This is a genomic window from Microcoleus sp. CAWBG640, from assembly GCF_020883015.1.
In the GTDB taxonomy this organism is placed as follows: domain Bacteria; phylum Cyanobacteriota; class Cyanobacteriia; order Cyanobacteriales; family Microcoleaceae; genus Microcoleus; species Microcoleus anatoxicus.
The window spans coordinates 38,241-58,949 of record NZ_JAHRFC010000038.1 but is presented as its reverse complement, the minus strand read 5'-3'; the positions used below and the strand labels follow the sequence as shown (position 1 = coordinate 58,949).

The window sequence follows — 20,709 nt, the reverse complement described above, 5'->3', positions numbered from 1 at the left end:
CCTTGATAGTCTGTTCGCGAATCGACCTCCAGTTTCGATGATTGAAGGTATCGTCCACATAAGAGCGGTTGACAATTCGCCAAGCTTCGTTCAATAGCTTCTGTTCATCAGTCAGCGCCATTGCAGGCTCTGCCCAAGTACCGAAAACCATGACCCATTGGAGGACAAGTAAAATTGCGATCTGGAAAACTCGTCTGTGCATCATTGTTCCGTAAAATATGAGTAGATCGGTATCTGTTGTATTTTAAGTTTGTACGTTTTTGAGCTTTTGCACATTCAACTTGAACTCTGGGAAGGCAAAAGTCATCCAGCCAGTCCAGGAAGCACTCAACGGAAAACAAATCGGTTTGTCGTTCTCATCCTCAATCTCAAATCAGCTAATTACCTGAACCAACCTGGTTTAGGCCAAAACCCTAAACAGCATCAGGTCTGTGACAGTCGCGCACCAAAAATTAGTTAAAGTTGACATTTAACCCAGATTAAGTGAAGTTTTATCAAAAATATGAAAATTTAGAAACCTGAGTCCGCTCACTGCATCAGATTCTATTGTGTAGCTAGGCTCATGGCGATATGCCAGCTTGGGGCAGATATGCAGCTTGGGAAAAATGGTGTTTGAGACCCAAGCAAAAGCGATCGCTCCGTGAAATCTGCACGGCTATTATGTTACATTTTTTATCATAGTCAGGAATTCGATCGGGCAACGCCAGCAAAGGGGAGCAAGCTAGGGCTCCGTTTCCCAGCGCTAACAGCGACCGCACCATCGAGTGCCTCAGTCAGCTCCCAATTTAAAAATAGCCAAAGTCAGTTGCTAGTAAAAGCTTACTGGCGATCGCGGGGCGACAAAAATCCTTGTGGCTGCTGCCCTTAATCTCAACCACAGCAATATTCTTTTAGGAATTCTGGCTCCATGTTTTCTAAACAAATCACCGAATCAAAAACCTACCAGTGGTTTGACGAACGCCTGGAAATTCAAGCGCTCGCCGACGACATCACAACCAAGTACGTACCCCCCCACGTCAATATCTTCTACTGCTTGGGCGGAATCACTCTGGTTTGTTTCATCATCCAGTTTGCCACCGGCTTCGCCATGACGTTCTATTACCGTCCCACGGTAGCAGAAGCTTTTTCATCCGTCCAATACATCATGAATGAAGTCAGCTTTGGTTGGCTGATTCGTTCCATCCATCGCTGGTCCGCCAGCATGATGGTGCTGATGATGATTCTCCACACCTTCCGCGTTTACCTGACCGGCGGCTTCAAAAAACCCCGCGAACTCACCTGGGTTACAGGAGTAATTTTGGCAGTCATCACCGTCTCCTTCGGCGTGACCGGCTATTCGCTACCTTGGGATCAAATTGGTTACTGGGCCGTCAAAATCGTTTCCGGCGTTCCCGAAGCCATCCCCTTTGTCGGTTCTTTAATGGTTGAGTTACTCCGTGGCGGCGTCAGCGTCGGTCAAGGCACATTAAGCCGCTATTACAGCTTGCACACATTTGTGTTGCCTTGGCTGATTGCAGTATTCATGCTGGCTCACTTCTTGATGATTCGCAAACAAGGAATCTCAGGCCCGTTGTAAGTTTTGAGTTGTAGGGGCAATATTTTTTTTGCCCCCCGCTAAGTTTTGAGTTGAAAATTCAGAATTCATCGCTCATCATATTTATTTACAGCCAACAACCAAAAGGAGAACACTGTCGTTATGTCTATTCTCAAAAAACCGGATTTGAGCGATCCAGCGCTCCGCGCTAAACTCGCCAAGGGCATGGGCCACAACTATTACGGCGAACCAGCCTGGCCCAATGACTTGCTCTATGTTTTCCCTGTAGTAATCATGGGAACAATTTCTCTGTGCGTCGGTTTGGCTGTGCTTGACCCGGCTTTAGTTGGGGAACCTGCTAATCCTTTTGCTACTCCGCTAGAAATTCTGCCGGAATGGTATTTGTGGCCAGTGTTCCAACTCCTGCGCGTTTTACCTAACAAATTGTTGGGTATTGCTTGCATGGCTGGCGTTCCCCTGGGTTTGATTTTGATTCCGTTCATCGAGGGCGTTAACAAGTTTCAAAATCCGTTCCGTCGCCCTGTGGCTACTACTGTTTTCCTATTGGGAACAGCAATCACTCTGTGGTTGGGTATTGGCGCTGTTTTCCCGATCGACAAATCTTTCACTCTTGGTCTGTTCTAAGATTTAAGCTTGGTTGATTTTGACGCCCGCAGGTTTTCTAGAAGTGCTTTTGTACTTAAGGGAAACTTTTGCGGGCGTCATTTTATTTGGGATTAATTAAAAATAAAATTTTGCATTTATAGTCGATCGCATTATCGATACCAAAAAAAATGACTCTAATCCTGATACCACATCATTAGAGTCGGAAATCGATCGAGTGGTTTATATAGTCGAGATGACTTGAGCCACTTGTCAGCAAAGTAAGTCAGTCTCTCTTCCAGGCGATCGCACCCTTTCTTTTTCTTGACTTACGGATGGGGGATAACAAACCGGGTTTTTTACGAAAATAGTTCGTTGTAGCCCCGAGATTTGGTAAAAAACCCGGTTTCTTTGGTCGAAGTGCGTTTAGGATTTTTCATAACGGACTAGAAGATGCCAGACAAAAATATCCGGGTCGTCATGGTCGATCATCTCTTTAAACATGGAAACAAAAGGCTCATAGTCCAAAAACTCCATCTCCAAACTGAGTTGTTTTAATCCCGCTTCTTTAAAGATGCGATTTAACCGCAACGGAGTGTAATAAATTTGGGCAGTTTGCCACTCAGCATCCCAAACTTTATTGCCGTAGACATCGATAAATCCCTCTGTAACACAGTGAGCGTGTTTGCGACTAAAATAGGCAATTTCTAAGAAGCATAAGGTGGTTGGGAAATATCCGTATATCTTGCCACCTGGCTTGAGAACTTTTCCAAATTCCCGAATCATGTGGCGGTTGGTTTTATCTTCACTGGAAACCACGGAATTTGCGAGGAGGACGTAATCAAATTTATCGTTCCACTCCGGTTTTTGTTCGGTGATTCGCGTGGAGTCTACTTCCTCAAACACGATTTGCTGATTGTTGAGTCGGGAATCTCCATCTGCTTTTTCCCAATCTGCTCGTGCTTTTTCAATCGCTGTTTTGGAAAAATCGGTACAGTAGATTTGTCCAATTTGGGGGCAAAATTCTAGTAAGGTTTTCTGAAGATAAATTTCCGAGCCACAACCGGGAATTAGGACTTTGATGTCAGGCGAGTTGGGAATATCATAGCCGGGAGAACGCTCTGGACGGATTAAGTTTTTGCAGATTTTGGGGTCTTGGGTGATGCTGAAAGCGGTGTTGGTATAATCTTCGTGGTTTTTATCCCAGAGAGCTTTCTCTTCTTCAATAGATTTCGAGCCAAGGCCATGAGAAGAGGGAATGAGCCATTTGTAATCATTTGTGCCGGTCATAATTTTTAACTCCAAAATATTCAGTACAGGTCAAATCTGCGTATCAATCACTCACCACCAAGCCGCCGTTTTCCATCACGTAAGTCACATCCGCACGCAACGCATTAGCCATGCGGTGGGTGATGAAAATAACGGTGCGTTCTTTGGTAATACGCTCGATGGTGGTGAGGATTTTGGCTTCCGTGGCGGGATCAAGTGCGGATGTGGCTTCATCGAGAATCAGAATTGCTGGATTTCTCACCAACGCCCTGGCGAGGGCGATTCTTTGGCGTTGTCCCCCTGATAGCTGTCCGCCCCTGTCACCAACGGTAGTGTCATAACCTTGAGGTAAGGTCAAAATAAATTGGTGAATTTCTGTGGCTTTGGCTGCGGCTTCGACTTGTTTGTCAGTGGCTTCTAGATAGCCCATGCGGATGTTTTCTCGCACGGAGCAATTAAAGAGAATTACATCCTGAGAAACCAGTCCAATTTGAGAACGGAGGGAGCGTACTGTTGCATGACGCAAATCAACTCCATCAAACAGAATGCGTCCTTTATCTGGGTCATAAAATCGCGTCAGCAAGTTGACAATTGTACTTTTGCCTGCTCCACTTTGACCCACAAATACCGCGAAGTCTCCTTGGCGAATCTTTAGGGATAGATTTTTAACTCCTCCTCTATCTTGGGAGTAGCTAAAGCTAACATCGTCAAAGTAAATATCACTGGAAAAGTGAGGTAAATCAATCGCATCCGGTGCATCCTGAATCGCCGGAGTTTCTGATAAGATATCGCTGATGCGTTGCAGCCCTGCTACTCCATCAATAAATGCAGGTATTGACGAAGTTAAACCAAGTATATTGAGATTCAAACCTACCAGTAAAACTTGAAAGGAGGTAAGAGTTCCTACAGAAATTATATTCCTGTAGGTCATCACTGCACCAATACTTAAAACGATAAGCTGCGTCATGACAAAACCAATCATGGGGACTTTCTGCACTAAGTAGGAGAGAAAGGTTGCCCGGACATAAACCTGTTTTAAGTCATTCAAATCGGTGGAAAAATCCTTAGTCATTTGGTTTTCCAGCCCGAATATCTTGACAACGGTTTGCGAGAGGATATTCTCTTCGACAACGCTGGCAATCTGTCCTTCTTTTTGCAGCAACTTATAGCCGACTTCGGTGGCAAGGCTGGCAATTTTTGCTGGAGCAAGGGTACAGATAGTTAAACCAATTAAACTGAGCAGGGCTAATTGCCAGTTGAGGAAGAAGAGGAAAACCAGAGAAAATAGGAAGTTAGACAGTTCTAAAACAACGACTGTCAGCCCCATTGTAATTACACCATTTTCCACCTTTTGGACATCGGCGATTAGACAATTGACAATATCCCCGGCTGAACGTCGCCCAAAAAACTCCATTGAAAGGCTTTGGAGATGCTGGAATAGAGAGTGTCGGATATTGTTAGTTATCAAAATGCCCAAACGCGCTCCTAGGAAAATTCCTAGCAAACCGATGCAGGCATATAGAATTGCTCCAACAACTAGCAATGACAGGATTAGAACCAGAAGACTATAGTTTTGGGGAACGATGGCGGCATCGATGATAAATTTTAAGCTGGCTCGGAAGACTGAATCGAATGCTGCGTCGAATATTAGGCAGAGAAAGAGTAAAATGAATTGCCATTTGTAGGAGGCAATGTATTTGTTGAGGGTTTTAAAGAACCAAATAAGTTCCATGAGTTATGGGAGTTTGTCTACAGGCACGATTTATACTTTTACTTTTACCGTTATAATCTGGATAGCTTCTTACTAAGCAGGGTGATCGGTACCCAGTTGAAATCAATTTTTAATCACATTTCATCAGCTTAACAATGTAATTATGATGATTTAGTTGTTGATTTTATAGCCAGGGTCTGTAAAACATAATTACCCTCCTGTTTGATGAGTATATTTATTGTTTTTGATGGTGTTTTTTCTCAATCTTTTTGTAGATTAACCTATATAGAATTGAGTTGTCAAGTAAACAAGTAAGGTTTACATTAACTTTAACTTAAAATTATTTTATTTTAAAATTTAAATTAATTCAGTTGAGTGAATCTTAGATATTAGTTTGATAACTAGAGAAATATGTGCTTTTAAATGAGTCTAAATAAGTAAGCCTTGTCTTTATTAATAAGACAAGGCTTGACACCGAGTTGCACGGTTGTTTGCTACAAGGTGAAAATATCTGTATTAAGCATTCTGTTGAATTTGTTAGCTTCACTCCTGATCAACGCGGAGGCTTGTGTGAGAGATCGTAGGAATCACTTAGTTCAGGCATCAGAGACAAACGGGCAAGCTGAAACAACTCGCAGTAGTACTTATAGTTATCCGCGTTAACGAGTTTGTCTACATCAGAGAGATTGATGGAGCAACTGTTCATTCCGTATATCTTGTCGTCCGTCCCAAGTACTAGATGAGACAACTCATGGATTATTGTTCCAGCAGCAGAGTTGGTGCCGAGTACACTGTAATCTGCGATGAGCGGTTGACAGAAGTGCATGACAGGGTTGTAGTTTACGCTTTTACTTGTGGCACAGTCTTTACAGAATACATAAGCTTTCGACGAAGTGTCTTTTGGATCGTATTTGATTTGTATTGGCTTAGAGATTAATGCTTCTTTCAAAGATTTAAGTTTCTTGGCTACGATTTCTGGCTTATTATCTCCCCAAAATCGCTTAAACGCAGTTAATACATCTTTATATGCGTCGCTTGCTTTATTCATTGTCTGTAAAGAGTTGGCACTAGAGTAGGCTTTAGAGACAATGTTTTTGGCTTGGTTGAATGCGGCAATGTATTTATCCACATCCTTAGAGTTGAAATCAATTAATTCAGGCTGCATCTAAACATCTCCTTTATACAAAATAGGAATACAAGCGGTGAATAGTCATTCCGAGTTCGCGAGGCTTTACAACTTGCCTTGGTGTCATCAGATGGGAAAAATCTTTCTTAAGAGGCGGAAATTCTCGCCTTTGAGATGTAGGGTGAGCAGTGCCCACCCTACATCTATAAATCACATTTAATCAGCTTACAAATGTAGTTTTGCTGAAAAAATATTGGTTCTACCAGATTCTTCTTACTTTAAACATGATTAAGCTCCGTTGAGAGTTGTTTATTGTTGAGACAAACTTTTATTTTTGTCTCTATAATAAGACGAATCCAGAGGTCAATTTCTGAATTTTTCGAGTTAGAGGCTGTTTTTTCCTAACTCAATGCACTCTGAGAGGTTCAGATCCCCGACTTCCCTAAGAAGTCAAGGATCTAGGCTTTAGCCCGATCGCCCTTTCGCCTCTTACCTTTCAGCCGTTTCACAGCCTCCTCAACCTCCCCGCGAAAAGGGTAGAGCAACCGCCGACTCAGCGCACTTCGATAAGCCTCCACAGCCTCCGTCACATCCCCCAACCCCAACAACGCTCTCCCTTGCCAGTAACCAGCCATAGCTGGGTCAAACTCCATCAATTCCCGGAACTGACAAGCCTTTTCCAACCATTTCCGACTCGCCACCTCATCCCCCAACACTCCATAACTTTCCCCCAGCCACACCGCAGCAGATACAGATTGCAGATAACCCCCATCTTCTGGTAACAACTGCCATCCTTGCGCCAAAGCCTCCACCGCCTCCCGGTGTTTAAGAGCCAGCGCCAACACCCGCCCATAACCAAACCAAGCATCAGGTAACTGCGGCTCAAGTTGCGTCCCCTTCGCAGAGAGACTGCACCCCCGATCGATTTCCTGAAAACTTTCCACCAACACCCGCCCCGCCGTCGTCCAAACACTCCAGCGATCGGGAAAACGATCGAGCATCTCTTCTACTATTGATGTAAGGGTTACTTGAGGGTTCGATCCCCCTAAATCCCCCTTAAAAAGGGGGACTTCCAGAGGAGTTTCCCCCTTGCAATTAGAAGACTTCGCCTGCTCTAGCTCCCCCCTTTTTAAGGGGGGCTGGGGGGGATCTAGAGAGGCTGGGGGAGAGATAACAGACAAAATTTCACACAACGCCCGATAAATTTCACAATCCTGCGGATACAGACGATAAGCCTTCAGCATCGCCTCAGCCGCTTTCTGATATTCCCCCGTGTGGAACAAGTAACGCCCGTAGGAATACCAACCCCTAGGATGATTCGGGTGTTCCTCAGTAAACCGTTCCAACACCCCAACCCCGTTAGCCGACTCCCCCCGGAAAAGGTGATAATATGCCAGCAACTCGCGGGCATCCGCCGCATCAGGAGCCAGTTGCAGCACAGAAGCGATCGTCTTTTTAGTCTGCTTCCCCTCCTCACCCGATACCAATCTCATCCGGCAACGAGTATCCGCCAGTCGTTTGAGTACCCCGAAATCACTCGGAGCCACCTCTAGCGCTTTGCTCAACCGTCGCTGCGCTTCCCGCACATTCCCCCCCGCCACCAGAGCGTCATAGCAGCCGATCGACGCGACAATATCCTCCGGGTGCAGCGACAAAACGGCATCAAAGGCTCGCAAAGCTGCAACCGCATCGCCTCTCCCCACCTGCACCTGCCCCAACGCCAGCCAGTGAGCGGCATTGTGAGGTTCAAGGGTTGCCGCCGACTCAAAAGCCAGTATCGCTGCCTGAGTATCACCTCTACAGAGTGCGATCGAGCCGCTGATATGCTGTTGAGTCGCCTCATTGCGTGCATTGGCCAAGGCACTTTCATAAACCGCTACTGCCTCAACCTCTCGTCCCATAAGCTGCAAGAGTTTTGCCAATTGCAAGTGGACGGCGATCGATGGTGGTTGCTGTCGCTCGATCACTTGGCGATATTCCTCAACCGCCTGCTCGATATGACCGATTTCATACAGCAGATTCGCCAATTCCAACCGTTTCTTCCATCCAGATGGATACTGCTGCACGTACTCACTTAATGTTTTCAGCTTCTGCTCTTGTCGGGTTGGCTTGGAGTCTGCAACCAAGTAAGCGTTCAGTTCCACCCCAGAGGACTGAGTGAGGGATACCACCCGGAGTGTAGTGTTTCTAGACATATTGCTGTTACCTGATAATTAATTGTCTCGCCAATGTTCTGAGGGATGGGGGCGATCGAGTCGGATTGTAGGGGCAATCCCCCCGCGATCGCCCCACCCGCGATCGCCCCAACCGCGATCGCCCCAACCGCGATCGGCCCACAATCTTGACGGGGTAGGCACGGGGGCACTACCCCTACAGTAAAATCATTTGCGATCGAGGCAACGTCCCCCTTTTGAGAAGACTCGGAGGAATCTAACAGAGCATCATCCAACCCTGACAAATACCCGCTCAAACGCTTTTGCAGAATTTCTCGTGCCTGTTGGATGCGCTTGTAAACGTTATTGAGCGAGAGAGCAAGTTGTTGGGCAATATCTTGATAGGCAATCTGGTGGCAGTAACGCAGGATAAACGGATTGCGCAGTCGAGAAGGCAGAGTATCAATAGCGCGGCGAATGTATTTCCCTAACTCATGATGCAGAAGTGCCTCTTCAGGAGAGTCCAAACCAGAAATAAATGCTGAATTTCCTGTAGCAGCTATTTCTTCAATATCCTCGATCTGCATTGCTTTCCGGCGACGTTCTCGGTGTATATCTATACATAGATTATGGGTTAAGCGAATCAGCCAAGCTCGGAGGTTGGTGATTTGTGCGGCATAGTCTGGTAATTTATCCCAAGCTTTGAGCATGGCGCGACTGAGCACTTCTTCGGCATCAGTAGTATTCCCCATCCACTTGACACAGCAACGGTAAAGATAATCTCGGTTCTGTTCCCATAGCTGCCAAAATGCTTTCTCTATATCTTCACAGCCACCCCAAATGTCTTGTGCAATAACGGATTGAGAACTTGACATGATTTAAAAAATGGTGAAAGATAAATGTGAAGGAACATTCCTCTGTTCCTTTTTTCGTTGCACCCCAATCCCGCAAACATCTAGCTCACTGTGGTCTCAGTATTTATGCGGATAAAGATTGGATTCAGTTGCTCTTTTTTTGAGGCTGTATCTTTTCCATGTCTTTATCATGGCTCCCCTACCCTGTCCCTGTCAGTCGGAAAAGTCGGATCGTAAAGTCGGAAAAGTCGGATAATAGTTCTTAGAGCTTTCCCCACCGACTTACTTAACGCCAGGGATCGGCTTCAAAGTATGGTGCTGAATCGCCTACAATCAAAACTACGGTGCATAACTCAAAACTAGGGTGCAAAACTGGAAAAACCTTACCCGATGAGATGGATTTGTACATGACTTTTCAAGAAGCCCTAGAATTTATCGAAGCAGCCTTAGAGTTCAAGACCAGTAAAACGTTAAGTTTGCTTGAAAAAGAAATCTTAAAAGCTGCTTGGGAAAACGCAACTTATAGTGTCATTGCTGACAGCTTGTACCTCAGCGTAGGACATATCAAAGATTTAGCGGCCCTCCTGTGGCAGCGCCTTTCAGACGTAATGGGAGAAAAAGTTACTAAGAATAACTTCCGCTCTCTGGTAGAGAAGCAAAGCACCACAAGTGCGATCGCCCATGCCAAAGTCGAACCTATGACGATGACTGCGGGAGGAGGAAGAGACATCGATGAATTAGAAACTCCCAAAGGCAACATTTTAATTGTGGATGACCTCCCAGAAAATCTGCATTTCCTCACAGAAATTCTGACTAAGCATGGGTATAAAGTTCGCTGCGTCACCAATGGTGCGATGGCATTGAGGACAGTTCGCAATCATCCCCCCGATGCTATGTTGCTGGATATTAAAATGCCAGACATGGACGGCTATCAAGTCTGCGAAGCCCTCAAATCCGATGAAAAAACCTCAGAAATTCCGATTATTTTCTTAAGTGCACTTGACCAAGTTTTTGATAAAGTCAAAGCTTTTAAAGTAGGGGGAGTTGACTACATTTCTAAACCTTTTGAGCCGGAAGAAGTGCTAGTTCGCCTCGAAACTCACCTCACTATCGGGCGTCAAAAACGCCAGCTTAAAGAAGCAATCGAGCGACACCAGCAAACCGCTGAAATTGTCTACCAATCTCGCACCATGCTGGCAAATTTGCTAAACTCATCTCTGGATGGAATAGCCGCGGTGCAGGCGGTGAGGGGGGATATCGCTGGAGAAATTGAAGATTTTCGCTGCTTGGTAGTTAACCCTGTCTTTGCCAGAATCTTAGGGAAAAAACGAACCGAACTCGCAGGCGCACCCCTCATGAAAAAACTGCTTAATCAATTGAATCCCGGATTGTTTGATTTATTAGTAGAAGTTGTTGAGACTGGAGAATCGCTTGAAGGAGAGGTTCATCTAGAAAGTGATTACCTGGGCAAATGCTATTATTTCACTGCTGTTAAATTGGGAGACGGTTGCTCAATTACTATCCGCGATCTTACAGACTTAAAACAGTCGCCATTAAGGTCAATGATGGAACTGAACCAACCGCATACTAGCATCAAATAGGATAAACAGTGCTTACGCAATCTGACCCAAGAAACCTCGCTTTTAGCTGAGTCTCGATCCCCCTAAATCCCCCTTAAGAAGGGGGACTTTGAAATGCCTGAGATTTATCGCTTTTAGCTGAGTCTCGATCCCCCTAAATCCCCCTTAAGAAGGGGGACTTTGAAATGCCTGAGATTTATCGCTTTTAGCTGAGTCTCGATCCCCCTAAATCCCCCTTAAGGGGGACTTTGAAATGCCTGAGATTTATCGCTTTTAGCTAAGTCTCGATCCCCCTAAATCCCCCTTAAAAAGGGGAGTAGGGGTTAACTTTGAATACTCTTGTCCCCCCCTTCTTAAGGGGGGCTAGGGGGGATCGATCGCGGGCGTGTACTTCATAAACCTGCAATCTGCTGTCTCATCATTCACCAACCAAGGGTTCAGTTAAATCCAGAATCTTCTCAAATTGAAACTTATTCACCCAATTTCTGAGAGTTTGAAGCTCGAAAGCGTGAGATTCAGGAATTTCCTTAAGGAGTTGAGACACTAATTCCGAGTCCGCGTCAAGAGCTGCTTCATGCAATTTTACAATCCATTTTTTTGACATCGCTGCTAATAAATCAGTGAAATTTAACGGTTCTCCCGTCATAGGAGAAGGGGGAGACGGTGGCTGTTGTTCCTGATAAATATAACTGACACCCAAATGTTTAGCCATGATGTCAAAAATGGCTTCTTTGTGGAACGGTTTTCGCACAAAATCATCGCAGCCAGCCGATAAAATAACTGCCTTTTCTTCTTCCCACACGCTAGCTGTCAGGGCAATAACAGCAGTAGCTTGACCTTTAATAGTGCCTTTAATGCGTTTTGTGGCTTCATAACCATCCATAACGGGCATTCTCATGTCCATCCAGATGAGATGCGGTGAGTAGGAATCCCAAATTTCAAGCGCTTCAATACCGTTACTCGCTTCTTCCACTTCAAAACCAAGAGGTTTGAGGAGTTTAATTAACAGTTGCCGATTGTCATCTTTATCGTCCACTACTAGGATGCGATATTGGGGTTGGTTAGGCGCTAGGGCCACGACGCGACGATTGTAGGGTTGGTTTTGACTTGCGCTGGCATCAGCGATACCCACAGGAATGTCAAATCTAAATGTTGTGCCAGTTGTGTCTTCTAAAAATTCCTTGAGAGGCATTCCAGGGGTGAAAACTTTACCGTGACTAATGACTGTTATTTCACCTCCCATCAAGCGGACAAATTGACGGCTAATCGTCAGTCCTAATCCGGTTCCTTGCTGCACTTTTTGACCGGATGCTGTTTGCACGAAGGGTTGGAATAGTTTCTCCAGTTCGTCGGCAGCCATACCAAGTCCCGTATCTTTGACTTGAAAGGTAATGGTTGTTTGTTGTTGGTTGTTGGTTATTTGTGTTTTGGGTTGACTTTTGGCGTTTGCTTGTTTACTTTTTACTTCAACAGACACGCTTCCCGAAGAGGTAAATTTAACGGCATTACTTATCAAGTTAATCAGCACTTGCCGCAATTTGACTTCATCAGCGCAGATATATTTAGGAACATCGGCAGCACATTCAAATCGCAATTGTAAGCTTCGATCGTTTGCTTTCAACGCAAACATATCCTCGATATCAGCTAGGAAGTGATGGATGTGGAAATTATTTTCTGATAGCGTCATGCGTCCAGCTTCTACTTTGGAAAGGTCAAGCACCTGATTAATTAGAGATAATAAATGCTCTCCACTGCGATGAATAATGTTGAGGTTTTCTGTTTGTTCACTTAACAGATTTGTATCCTGATTCATCAGTTGAGAAAAGCCGAGAATGGCGTTCAGGGGAGTTCGCAATTCGTGGCTCATGTTGGCAAGGAAAGTGCTTTTGGCGAGGTTGGCGGCAACGGCTGTTTCTTTTGCTTGTTCGAGTTCTGTTTCTGTTTTTTTGCGATCGCTAATTTCCTGTTCTAAGCGGACATTTTCAATCAGCGTCATCTCGGCCTGTTTGCGATCGCTAATATCTTGAAAAGCTGCGATCGCATATTCTACATTACCCGTATCATCGAAAATCGGCGTACTCGTTGATTCTACAAAAATGCTCCCGTCGCTGTGGTGCAGTTCCAAATCATCCGCCTGCGCGGTTTCACCGCCAAGCGATCGCACTAGGGGTAGCTGTTCGACTGGATATATCTCCCCAGTGCCGGCGCGATAAACGCCATAGGTTTGTGATAGTTGCTGAGTTTCGGCTTTGGGTAAATCTTGAATATTCAGTAACTGCTGTGCAACTTGATTGGTGTAGATGATTTGTCCTTTGGCGTCGTGAACGGAGATGCCCAGGGGAATAGCATTGAGGAATTTATTCAGGCGATTTTGCGTGGATTGTACTTGGGTGTAGAGTCTAGCGTTGGTAAGGGCGATCGCCGCTTGTGTTGATAATAGTTTAATTAGTTCCAGGCGATCGGGTGTAAAAACGCCATCTGCTAAATTATTTTCCAAGTAAACAATCCCAATTAATTGCCCTTGATTCAGCAGAGGGGCGCAAAGAATCGACTTAGGTTGGTATGTTTTGATATAAGCATCTTGGGTAAATCTGCCTTCACGGGCAACATCGCTTTCAATCAGTCCTTCCTGAGTCCTTTCAACATAGTGAATAATCGACAAAGGCAGACAGGTTTCTATAGGAGTCGATTGCAAAACCATCACCTGATTTGAGTTAGCCTCGCCTGACGCTTCGACTCTTAGTTGTCCTTGAGACTCTAAAATTAGATAGCCAGTTTGTGCGCCGCAGCTTTCCAGCAGGATTTTCATCAAAGTCGTGAGGAGTTTATCCAGCTCAATTTCACTGGCGATCGCCCCAGATGCTTTCATCAATGCTGCCAAATCCAGGACTTCACCTGAAATACTACCCGACGAAGTATTAGGTAGGCTGTTGCGCGAATTTATGGACATATTGGCTGTAGTAAAACGCTTTAAAAGTTCTGGATACTGCCGTTTCAAATCTGTCATTTTAGCTGTAGCACCCCAACGTAAATAGCAGTAGTAAGCATTTGTCATATAGGCTTGGGCAACTTGCTCTTTTCCCCAAGCGAAGTAAAACTTGGCAGCCAATTCATTAGCCAAAGCCTCTTCGTTGATGTAGTCATGTTCTTTGGCTAAGGCAATGGCGCGATCGTAATAGTCTATAGCGAGAGTGGTTTCACCCAAAACTCGATATCGTTCTGCCTCCACTAGATAGAATTTATGGAGATGAGTCATCGGAGCAAACTCCGCCCATTTCTTGATCTTTTTCTGGTTGGCTTTCACCTTCTGGAGGATCAGTTTTTGCTCGGACTTGGGTGCGTCAGAATAGATGGCAAGATAAACTAAAGAATTATAGAAATGGTACAGAGGAATAGTACCTACAGCGCTATCGCTATATTTTTCGGCGGATTTAGCATTTTCTATAGCTTGCTGATAGTCTTGAAAAATATAGCAGAGAAAGAACTTAAAAAAATAGAGGGATCGACAAATATTTTGAGCCTTCGCTGACAGATGCAAGGGTAACATTTTCCTTTCGTCATAGCTTTTACCAATTAAAAGACACTTATCTTCAGCCTGTCCCATCAAGTTCAATAAAACCTGTCGATTGAGTTGGTTGTAGTAATATGATGTTTCTTGCTTCAGTTGGCTGAGGGTATTACTGTACATTGCCATCTCGGCCTCGACTGTTGCCAATTCCTTCCCCAATACATAGGAATGGTAGCAGTATACGCAAACTGAATAAGCTGCATATTCTAAGTCTCCAGTTTCTAGGGCTATCGAGTAAGCATTCTGCAAAGGGTTTAAAGTTTCCCTAAGATGTTCTTTCCAATGTTTGACAAAGTAATTAACAATAAATATTGTTCGGGATTTGAGTTCTTTAGTATTAAACTTATCGAGTAACAAGAGAGCAAGTTGCCCAAATTGATAACCAGTCTCAATGTCTCCTACGGTTTCTCCAGCCAGAATGAGTCCGTAAGTAGCATAGGCACAAGAAGACACAGAAGTATTCCCGTATTTGATGGATAAATTTACCTGTTTAAACACCATCATCGGCAGGAGTTCAGGTGTTGCAAAATGGGCGGCAGAAACGACTGTTGAGAGGATACGCATTGCTGCCAGTTTATCAGGATTAGTCATCACTGGTAGGTCGATTAAGTCCTCGATTCGCTTCCCTACTAAACTTAACTTAGTCTTCACCAGTTCAAGGAAAATATTGAATTGTGTTGGTTTTTGGGGAAAGCGAATCCCCAACAGCTTTAATACTGAAAGTGCCGTATCTATTGCTTCCAGAGGTTTGTTTTGTGCTGTATAGGCTTGAATCTTGACTTCATAGACTTTCACTTTGTCCAGCAACGAAGTAGCTTGTTGAAGCACAAGGTTAGCCAATTTTTCCATTTCCTCAACGTGACCACTCAAGATAGCAGCTTCTACTGTTTCCACATAAAGTGCCAGAGTGAGGTCATACTGACGAAGCCAACTATCTGCACTCAAGCAATTTATACCAATTCTTAAGTAATTCCAGGCGGGTTTCCAAGCTGCTGATGCCTTCGCTTTTTTGCCAGCAATCAGATTTAATTGAGCAAGTTTATCTCTTTGTAACTGAACGTCAATTGCTTCAATACCGAAGTTGAGTTGATTGACAATATCAAAAATCTTTTGTTGGAGGTTCTGTGGTGGTGTATTTTGTAACAACAGTTGCCCGATTTTCCAGTGAACCGCTTGCTTGGAGTCTGGGGGAATTAGAGAATAGGCTGCTTGCTGGATGCGATCGTGAGCAAATTTATAAGTAATGTTTAAGTCATTCGCCTCTCGGTTTGTTTTTAGGAATTTGTACTCATCCCCAACGGGTAATATCAATCCCGCTTGAATGGCATCCCATAATTCATTGGCCGTTTCTTTTTGAGAAGTTTCATTGATGGTTGAAAGCGTTGTCAAATCAAATTTGTTGCCAATACAAGCGGCTAACCGTAAAACTTTTTGTGTGGGTTCTGATAAAATTTGAATTTTATCTGCCATGAACTCAACAACGTTATCAGTAATATTCCTCGTTATAATTTGCTCGAAATCCCAATACCAAGCCCCAGCATTCGGATCAAATTTCAGCAATTGCTCTGTATAAAGTGACTTCAGAAACTCTTTGATAAAAAACGGATTTCCTTGTGTTTTTTGCCAAACCAACTCGGCTAATCTTTGCGTAGAGACGCACTCAGTTTTCAGCGTATCCGCAATGAATTCATTAACCTGGTTTAAATTTAAGGGTGAAAGGGAGAGATGATTAATTACTACTCCCTGTTTTTTCATCTCAGATAAAGTCAGCATAGTAGGATGAGTTGCACTGACTTCGTTATCTCGATAAGCTCCGATTACAAACAGATATTGAGTAGTAAAATTGGTCATTATCAACTGGAGCAATTGCAGCGTAGCGCTGTCTGTCCACTGAAGGTCGTCTAGAAATAGGACAAGGGGATGTTCTTTTTCGCAAAAGACATGAATCAAGTTTTGAAAAGCTAAATTAAACCGATTTTGTGCTTCTGTTGGCGGTAATTCGGGGACTGGATTCTGTTTGCCAATAATCAGTTCTACTTCGGGAATAACATCAATAATAATTTGTCCGTTAATTCCTAATGCGCGTTGAATCTTTTCTTGACACTGTTGTAATTGCGCTGGAGTTTCGGTGAGTAGTTGTCGCACCAATTCTTGGAAGGCACCGACTAAAGCTTGATAGGGAATATCGCGTTGCAACTGGTCAAATTTACCTGCAATAAAGTAGCCACGTTTTTGAGTGATGAGCTTATACAATTCCTGGACTAAAGCTGATTTTCCGATGCCAGAAGCTCCAGAAATGAGTATGAATTGAGTTTGTCCTTGTTGAGGATAATTTTGTTTTTGAGTTGTGGTTGGGTTATTTGACTCTACTTCTTGCTCTTCTCTAGCAGCTAGGCGCCGGAATGCAGCCAATAAGGAATCTATCTGTGCTTCTCTCCCGTACAGTTTTTGAGGTAGTTGTAGTTGAGGATAAATATCTCGGTTTCCCAAGGGAAAAGCTTTGACTTCACCAGTGCTATATTGATCCAGACAAGTTTCTAAATCTGCCTTTATTCCCCAAGCACTCTGATATCTATCTTCTGCCATTTTTGCCATTAACTTGATGACAATCTCTGAGAAATTTAAGGGTATTTCTGGATTGATTTCATGAGGCAAAATTGGTTGTTTGGCAATATGGCAATGGACTAACTCAAGGGCATCTGCTGATTCAAAAGGCAATTGATTGGTGAGCAGTTCGTAGAAAGTAACGCCGAGAGAATAGAAATCGGTGCGGTAGTCGAGTAATCGATTCATCCGTCCTGTTTGTTCGGGGGAAATATAAGCTAAGGTTCCTTCTAGAAGATTGGGACTTTTGAGGCTGAGATATTCTTGGGATAGGATGGTAGATAAGCCAAAGTCAATGATTTTTAATTGTCCGGTTTCAGCATTCAAGACAATATTAGATAAATTGATGTCTTTGTGAATTATATTATGTTTATGAATTTCACCTAAATTCTTGGTAATTTGGATGGCGATGTGGAGAATTTCTGATATTGAGAACCTACGGCGTTCCAAAATTTTTTTTAACGACTCTCCGCCAAAATCCTCCAACAAAATCAGTTGGGTATTCTGGTATTTTCTTAACTCGTAGGCTTTAATTGTTCCCTCTAGATTAAGACTGCAAGTGATTTCGTATTCTTGTTGATAGCGGTAGAGTTCGGCTGGTGTGGGGTAATCCTGTTTGAGGAGTTTCAAAATCACTGGTTGCTGATTTTGATTCAGGACGCCTCGGTATACGAGTGAATTAGCACTTTGGTAAATTTGGTCGATAATTGTGATATCTGGCAGTGAAATCATCTTGGGAATTACTTCTGCCTCAAAAGTATAACTAGGTTATTTTAGGTTGATAGTGCGTCTAGGACTTTGAGAATTGCAACTCTCGCACGTTGCGTATAAATACTGTAAAACCCGCTCATTGAGCGGGTTTTATGAATCGGAACGACAGGATTTGAACCTGCGACCCCTACTACCCCAAAGTAGTGCGCTACCAAGCTGCGCTACGTCCCGACAGCTTTAACAGCATATCATCAAATTCAGAAAAAAGTCAAAAAAAATCAAAAAACTTTTAAAATTTTTGCAGCTTGGGTCAAACCAGGTATCGCAGCCGGGGGCCAAAAACCCTCACACCTCCTACCAGCACTGAGGATGAACTGCACGCTGTAAGCTTGGGGATAGCCTTCTACTTGCACCCACACTAAATCGCTTTCGGCTTCGATCGCGATTTTTTCCTCTTCCATCAACTCACTGGCCATTTGAGTCATGGTGGCGGTTAATTGGGCTAGTAGGCTGCAAAAATCGTTCAACTCAGCCTCGGTGAGCTCGATCGCCCAACCATCGCCACCCACTAAACCCTGAAACTCGGTGCTGTTGGGGTTCCATCCCAAACGCCATCCGTCACCTGTCTTAATTACGCGATCGACCATGGAGAAATTTTTGATATCGGATGATTTAACCGCAGAGAACGCAGAGAACACAGAGGAAGAGAAGAGAGGGGCATAATTATGATTCTACCTAATCATTGAAACAAAATTTTAAGGTGCTAGCAACTTAGCGTCTCCTGGCTGGGGCTGAGGTATTGTCGGCGAGTTCGATCGCCCTTCTGGTTTTCCTCCCGCCGGTGTTTTGGGGTCTGATGAGCCCAAATCCCCTGTAAAAACATCAACTAAAGCTTGAACCAAAGCATCGCGCTGACTTCTATTTAAACTTTGAATCGCAGCCCGATCGCCCTCCAAGGGATTCGATCGCAAAACATCGTTTCCGGGATACACACTTTCGACCAAATAATCGGGAGTTACCCCCAAATAATCAGCTAAACTCAATTTCCAATCAAAGCGATAATTGGGTGGCCGTCCTTTGACAAACACATGATATCGAATCAAGCGTGCGACTAAAGTATTATTGGGGTCTACTTTTCCAGTTTCCTTAGAAATGTAATTATTGGCGAGGGGGAAATCAGGCAATTTTTGATAGACAAATTTCCAAGCATCTTGGACTCTCACTTGTTGCGCCTGCGGTTCTTGAGCAACCCGTACTTCAGACACAGATTGATTAGCCCGCAATACCGAAGGTTCCATCGCCGATAGACTTAGTTCGCCCGATTCCAATATCCAACTCAAAAGCGTGAAAATCGCCACACTCAAAGTAATTAACAAAAAACTCAAGGCCAGCTTTAATTTCTTCACGGTTTTGATGATTTGTTCAAATATAAAATAATTTCAGCAAGTTTTGAGTGTAATACCAATTTAATGTGAAGTTGCACATATTTCGATCCCCCTAAATCCCCACCCCCCCCTAGCCCCCCCCAAGGGGGGAAGGGGGACTTTGATCAGAATCTTGTCCCCCCCTTATTAAGGGGGGCTAGGGGGGATCGGATTCTATGCAGCCTCATAAAAAATTGGTGTGAGTCAAAATAATTGCTCGCACCTCAAAACTCTCCAAATAGCTAGATGTCTCCGATAATTTCCGGCTGTGTCAATTCGTCAGACATTTCAAATATAGCCCGCATCACTGGTTTCATTTGATGGTCGTCATTGTTGTCAAAATCTTCATAGCGACGACGTTTGGCGCGGTTCGCTACCTGTACCGTAATCCGATAGCGGTTGGATGCAGCACTGATCAACTCTTCTGCCCTACGGGTTAGCTGAGTTGAATCAAAGGGTGGACGCTTAGCCATGAGACTACCTACTTATCTGATGTTAGATTCTAGTTTACCAACAAATTCGGGTAAATCCACGGTCTAATACCAATTTTTTATGAAGCTGCATAGAATTCGATCCCCCCTAACCCCCCTTCAGAAGGGGGGGACAAGAGTCCAATCAAAGTCCCCCTTCTTAAGGGGGATTTAGGGGGATCGGAATATGTGTAACTTCACATTAAATTGGTCTAAGTGCGATCGGGTTGAAGGCGATCGAGTCGCATTGAAATATAGTGTCAATATGTTAATTATTCATTGAGTACCTTTTTGTTATGCAGGTAGCCACAGCCCATTCATTTAGTCACTTGCGTCCGATAACTTCTCATCCCCTAAAATTAGTGGCGTTTGGGGACAGTTTAATCTATGGTTTTGGCGATAGTGTGGGCGGGGGCTGGGTGGAACGACTGCGGCGCCAATGGATGTTGTCGGAGAGTCCTGGACACGTTCTGTATAATTTGGGGGTTAGGGGCGATCGCGCTTATCAAGTCTCTCAGCGGCTAGAGAATGAGTTTCGTCACCGTGGTGAGCTCAGAAATCGTGTCCCGGATGCGATGATTATTTCGGTAGGGCTGAATGATTCGGCGAGAGTACAATCTGCGATCGGGCGTAACTATACTGATTTTGAACATTTTAAAACAGTTTTGGATAACTTGTTAAATTTGTCACAACAACTTTGTCCAGTGATTTTTGTCGGGATGGTGCCGGTGGATGAAAGTAAAATGCCTTTTCAGGATTGTTTGTACTATAGTCATGCTGACCAGTATCGATATAAAGAAGCAACCAGAGTGGCTTGTTTGGAGCGGGGAATCCCCTATTTAGATATTTTTGACAAATGGTGCGATCGGGGTACTGATTGGTGGCGATCGCGCTTAATTGCAGATGGGCTTCATCCCAATGTGGCGGGGTATCAATCTTTGTTTGAAGATGTCACAAGTTGGGAACCCTTAACAGCGATCGGTCTTTAGTCCGCATTAGATATTAGATATTAGATTTGAGATTAAAAAATTAGGAATGATATCAAATCCGTTGGCATCCGAATTATTCATCTCTCTTCTCTGACTCTGCGGACTCTGTGGCC

The 20,709-nt window shown here is 44.2% G+C and carries 14 protein-coding genes and 1 tRNA gene; 4 read left to right on the top strand and 11 right to left on the bottom strand.

What is annotated here, in order from left to right; genetic code table 11:
• Positions 1-560: 560 nt before the first annotated feature.
• Positions 561-761 carry a hypothetical protein gene (locus AAFP11_RS18735; protein WP_341738421.1) on the bottom strand — a complete coding sequence of 67 codons (201 nt, stop codon included), beginning with the start codon at positions 759-761 and terminating at the stop codon, positions 561-563.
• Between the two features lie 146 nt (positions 762-907).
• Here AAFP11_RS18735 and AAFP11_RS18730 point away from each other — a divergent pair, with 146 nt between their 5' ends.
• The gene (locus AAFP11_RS18730) at positions 908-1,576 is read left to right on the top strand and encodes a cytochrome b6 (protein ID WP_340521812.1); all 669 of its coding nucleotides are present in this window, start codon (positions 908-910) and stop codon (positions 1,574-1,576) included.
• Between the two features lie 120 nt (positions 1,577-1,696).
• A complete protein-coding gene (gene petD, locus AAFP11_RS18725; RefSeq protein ID WP_341736124.1) occupies positions 1,697-2,179 on the top strand; it encodes a cytochrome b6-f complex subunit IV in 483 nt (160 codons plus the stop codon).
• A gap of 384 nt (positions 2,180-2,563) precedes the next feature.
• On the opposite strand, the gene AAFP11_RS18720 is transcribed toward petD, so the two are convergent.
• The 5 genes from AAFP11_RS18720 to AAFP11_RS18700 all read right to left on the bottom strand — a co-directional run bounded on the left by AAFP11_RS18720 (position 2,564) and on the right by AAFP11_RS18700 (position 9,271).
• Positions 2,564-3,427 (bottom strand): class I SAM-dependent methyltransferase, encoded by an 864-nt coding sequence (locus AAFP11_RS18720; RefSeq protein WP_341736125.1) that lies wholly within the window; start codon positions 3,425-3,427, stop codon positions 2,564-2,566.
• A gap of 43 nt (positions 3,428-3,470) precedes the next feature.
• The gene (locus AAFP11_RS18715) at positions 3,471-5,138 is read right to left on the bottom strand and encodes an ABC transporter ATP-binding protein (RefSeq protein WP_341736126.1); all 1,668 of its coding nucleotides are present in this window, start codon (positions 5,136-5,138) and stop codon (positions 3,471-3,473) included.
• 532 nt (positions 5,139-5,670) lie between these two features.
• Positions 5,671-6,282, bottom strand: a complete 612-nt coding sequence (locus tag AAFP11_RS18710) for a M35 family metallo-endopeptidase (protein WP_341736127.1) — start codon at positions 6,280-6,282, stop codon at positions 5,671-5,673.
• A 419-nt stretch (positions 6,283-6,701) separates the two neighbouring features.
• Positions 6,702-8,438, bottom strand: coding sequence for a tetratricopeptide repeat protein (locus AAFP11_RS18705; RefSeq protein WP_341736128.1), 1,737 nt, complete (start codon positions 8,436-8,438; stop codon positions 6,702-6,704).
• On the bottom strand, positions 8,378-9,271 hold the full coding sequence (locus AAFP11_RS18700; RefSeq protein ID WP_341736129.1) for a sigma-70 family RNA polymerase sigma factor: 894 nt from the start codon (positions 9,269-9,271) through the stop codon (positions 8,378-8,380). The genes AAFP11_RS18705 and AAFP11_RS18700 overlap by 61 nt, the downstream gene beginning before the upstream one ends.
• 386 nt (positions 9,272-9,657) lie before the next feature.
• Between AAFP11_RS18700 and AAFP11_RS18695 the strand changes: the two genes are divergently transcribed.
• Positions 9,658-10,851 carry a response regulator gene (locus AAFP11_RS18695; protein ID WP_341736130.1) on the top strand — a complete coding sequence of 398 codons (1,194 nt, stop codon included), beginning with the start codon at positions 9,658-9,660 and terminating at the stop codon, positions 10,849-10,851.
• Between the two features lie 397 nt (positions 10,852-11,248).
• Here AAFP11_RS18695 and AAFP11_RS18690 read toward each other — a convergent pair whose 3' ends face one another.
• The 5 genes from AAFP11_RS18690 to AAFP11_RS18670 all read right to left on the bottom strand — a co-directional run bounded on the left by AAFP11_RS18690 (position 11,249) and on the right by AAFP11_RS18670 (position 19,610).
• On the bottom strand, positions 11,249-17,734 hold the full coding sequence (locus tag AAFP11_RS18690; RefSeq protein ID WP_341736131.1) for an AAA family ATPase: 6,486 nt from the start codon (positions 17,732-17,734) through the stop codon (positions 11,249-11,251).
• A 136-nt stretch (positions 17,735-17,870) separates the two neighbouring features.
• Positions 17,871-17,944 (bottom strand) — tRNA-Pro (locus AAFP11_RS18685).
• Between the two features lie 47 nt (positions 17,945-17,991).
• Complete coding sequence (locus AAFP11_RS18680; RefSeq protein ID WP_341736132.1) at positions 17,992-18,360, bottom strand: DUF1818 family protein; 369 nt, start codon at positions 18,358-18,360, stop codon at positions 17,992-17,994.
• Positions 18,361-18,468: 108 nt separating this feature from the next.
• Positions 18,469-19,119 carry a hypothetical protein gene (locus tag AAFP11_RS18675; protein ID WP_341736133.1) on the bottom strand — a complete coding sequence of 217 codons (651 nt, stop codon included), beginning with the start codon at positions 19,117-19,119 and terminating at the stop codon, positions 18,469-18,471.
• 260 nt (positions 19,120-19,379) lie between these two features.
• Entirely contained in the window at positions 19,380-19,610 is a 231-nt protein-coding gene (locus tag AAFP11_RS18670) for a DNA-directed RNA polymerase subunit omega (protein ID WP_340521819.1), read from the bottom strand.
• A gap of 293 nt (positions 19,611-19,903) precedes the next feature.
• Here AAFP11_RS18670 and AAFP11_RS18665 point away from each other — a divergent pair, with 293 nt between their 5' ends.
• A complete protein-coding gene (locus AAFP11_RS18665) occupies positions 19,904-20,596 on the top strand; it encodes a GDSL-type esterase/lipase family protein (RefSeq protein ID WP_341736134.1) in 693 nt (230 codons plus the stop codon).
• The last annotated feature ends 113 nt before the right edge of the window (positions 20,597-20,709 follow it).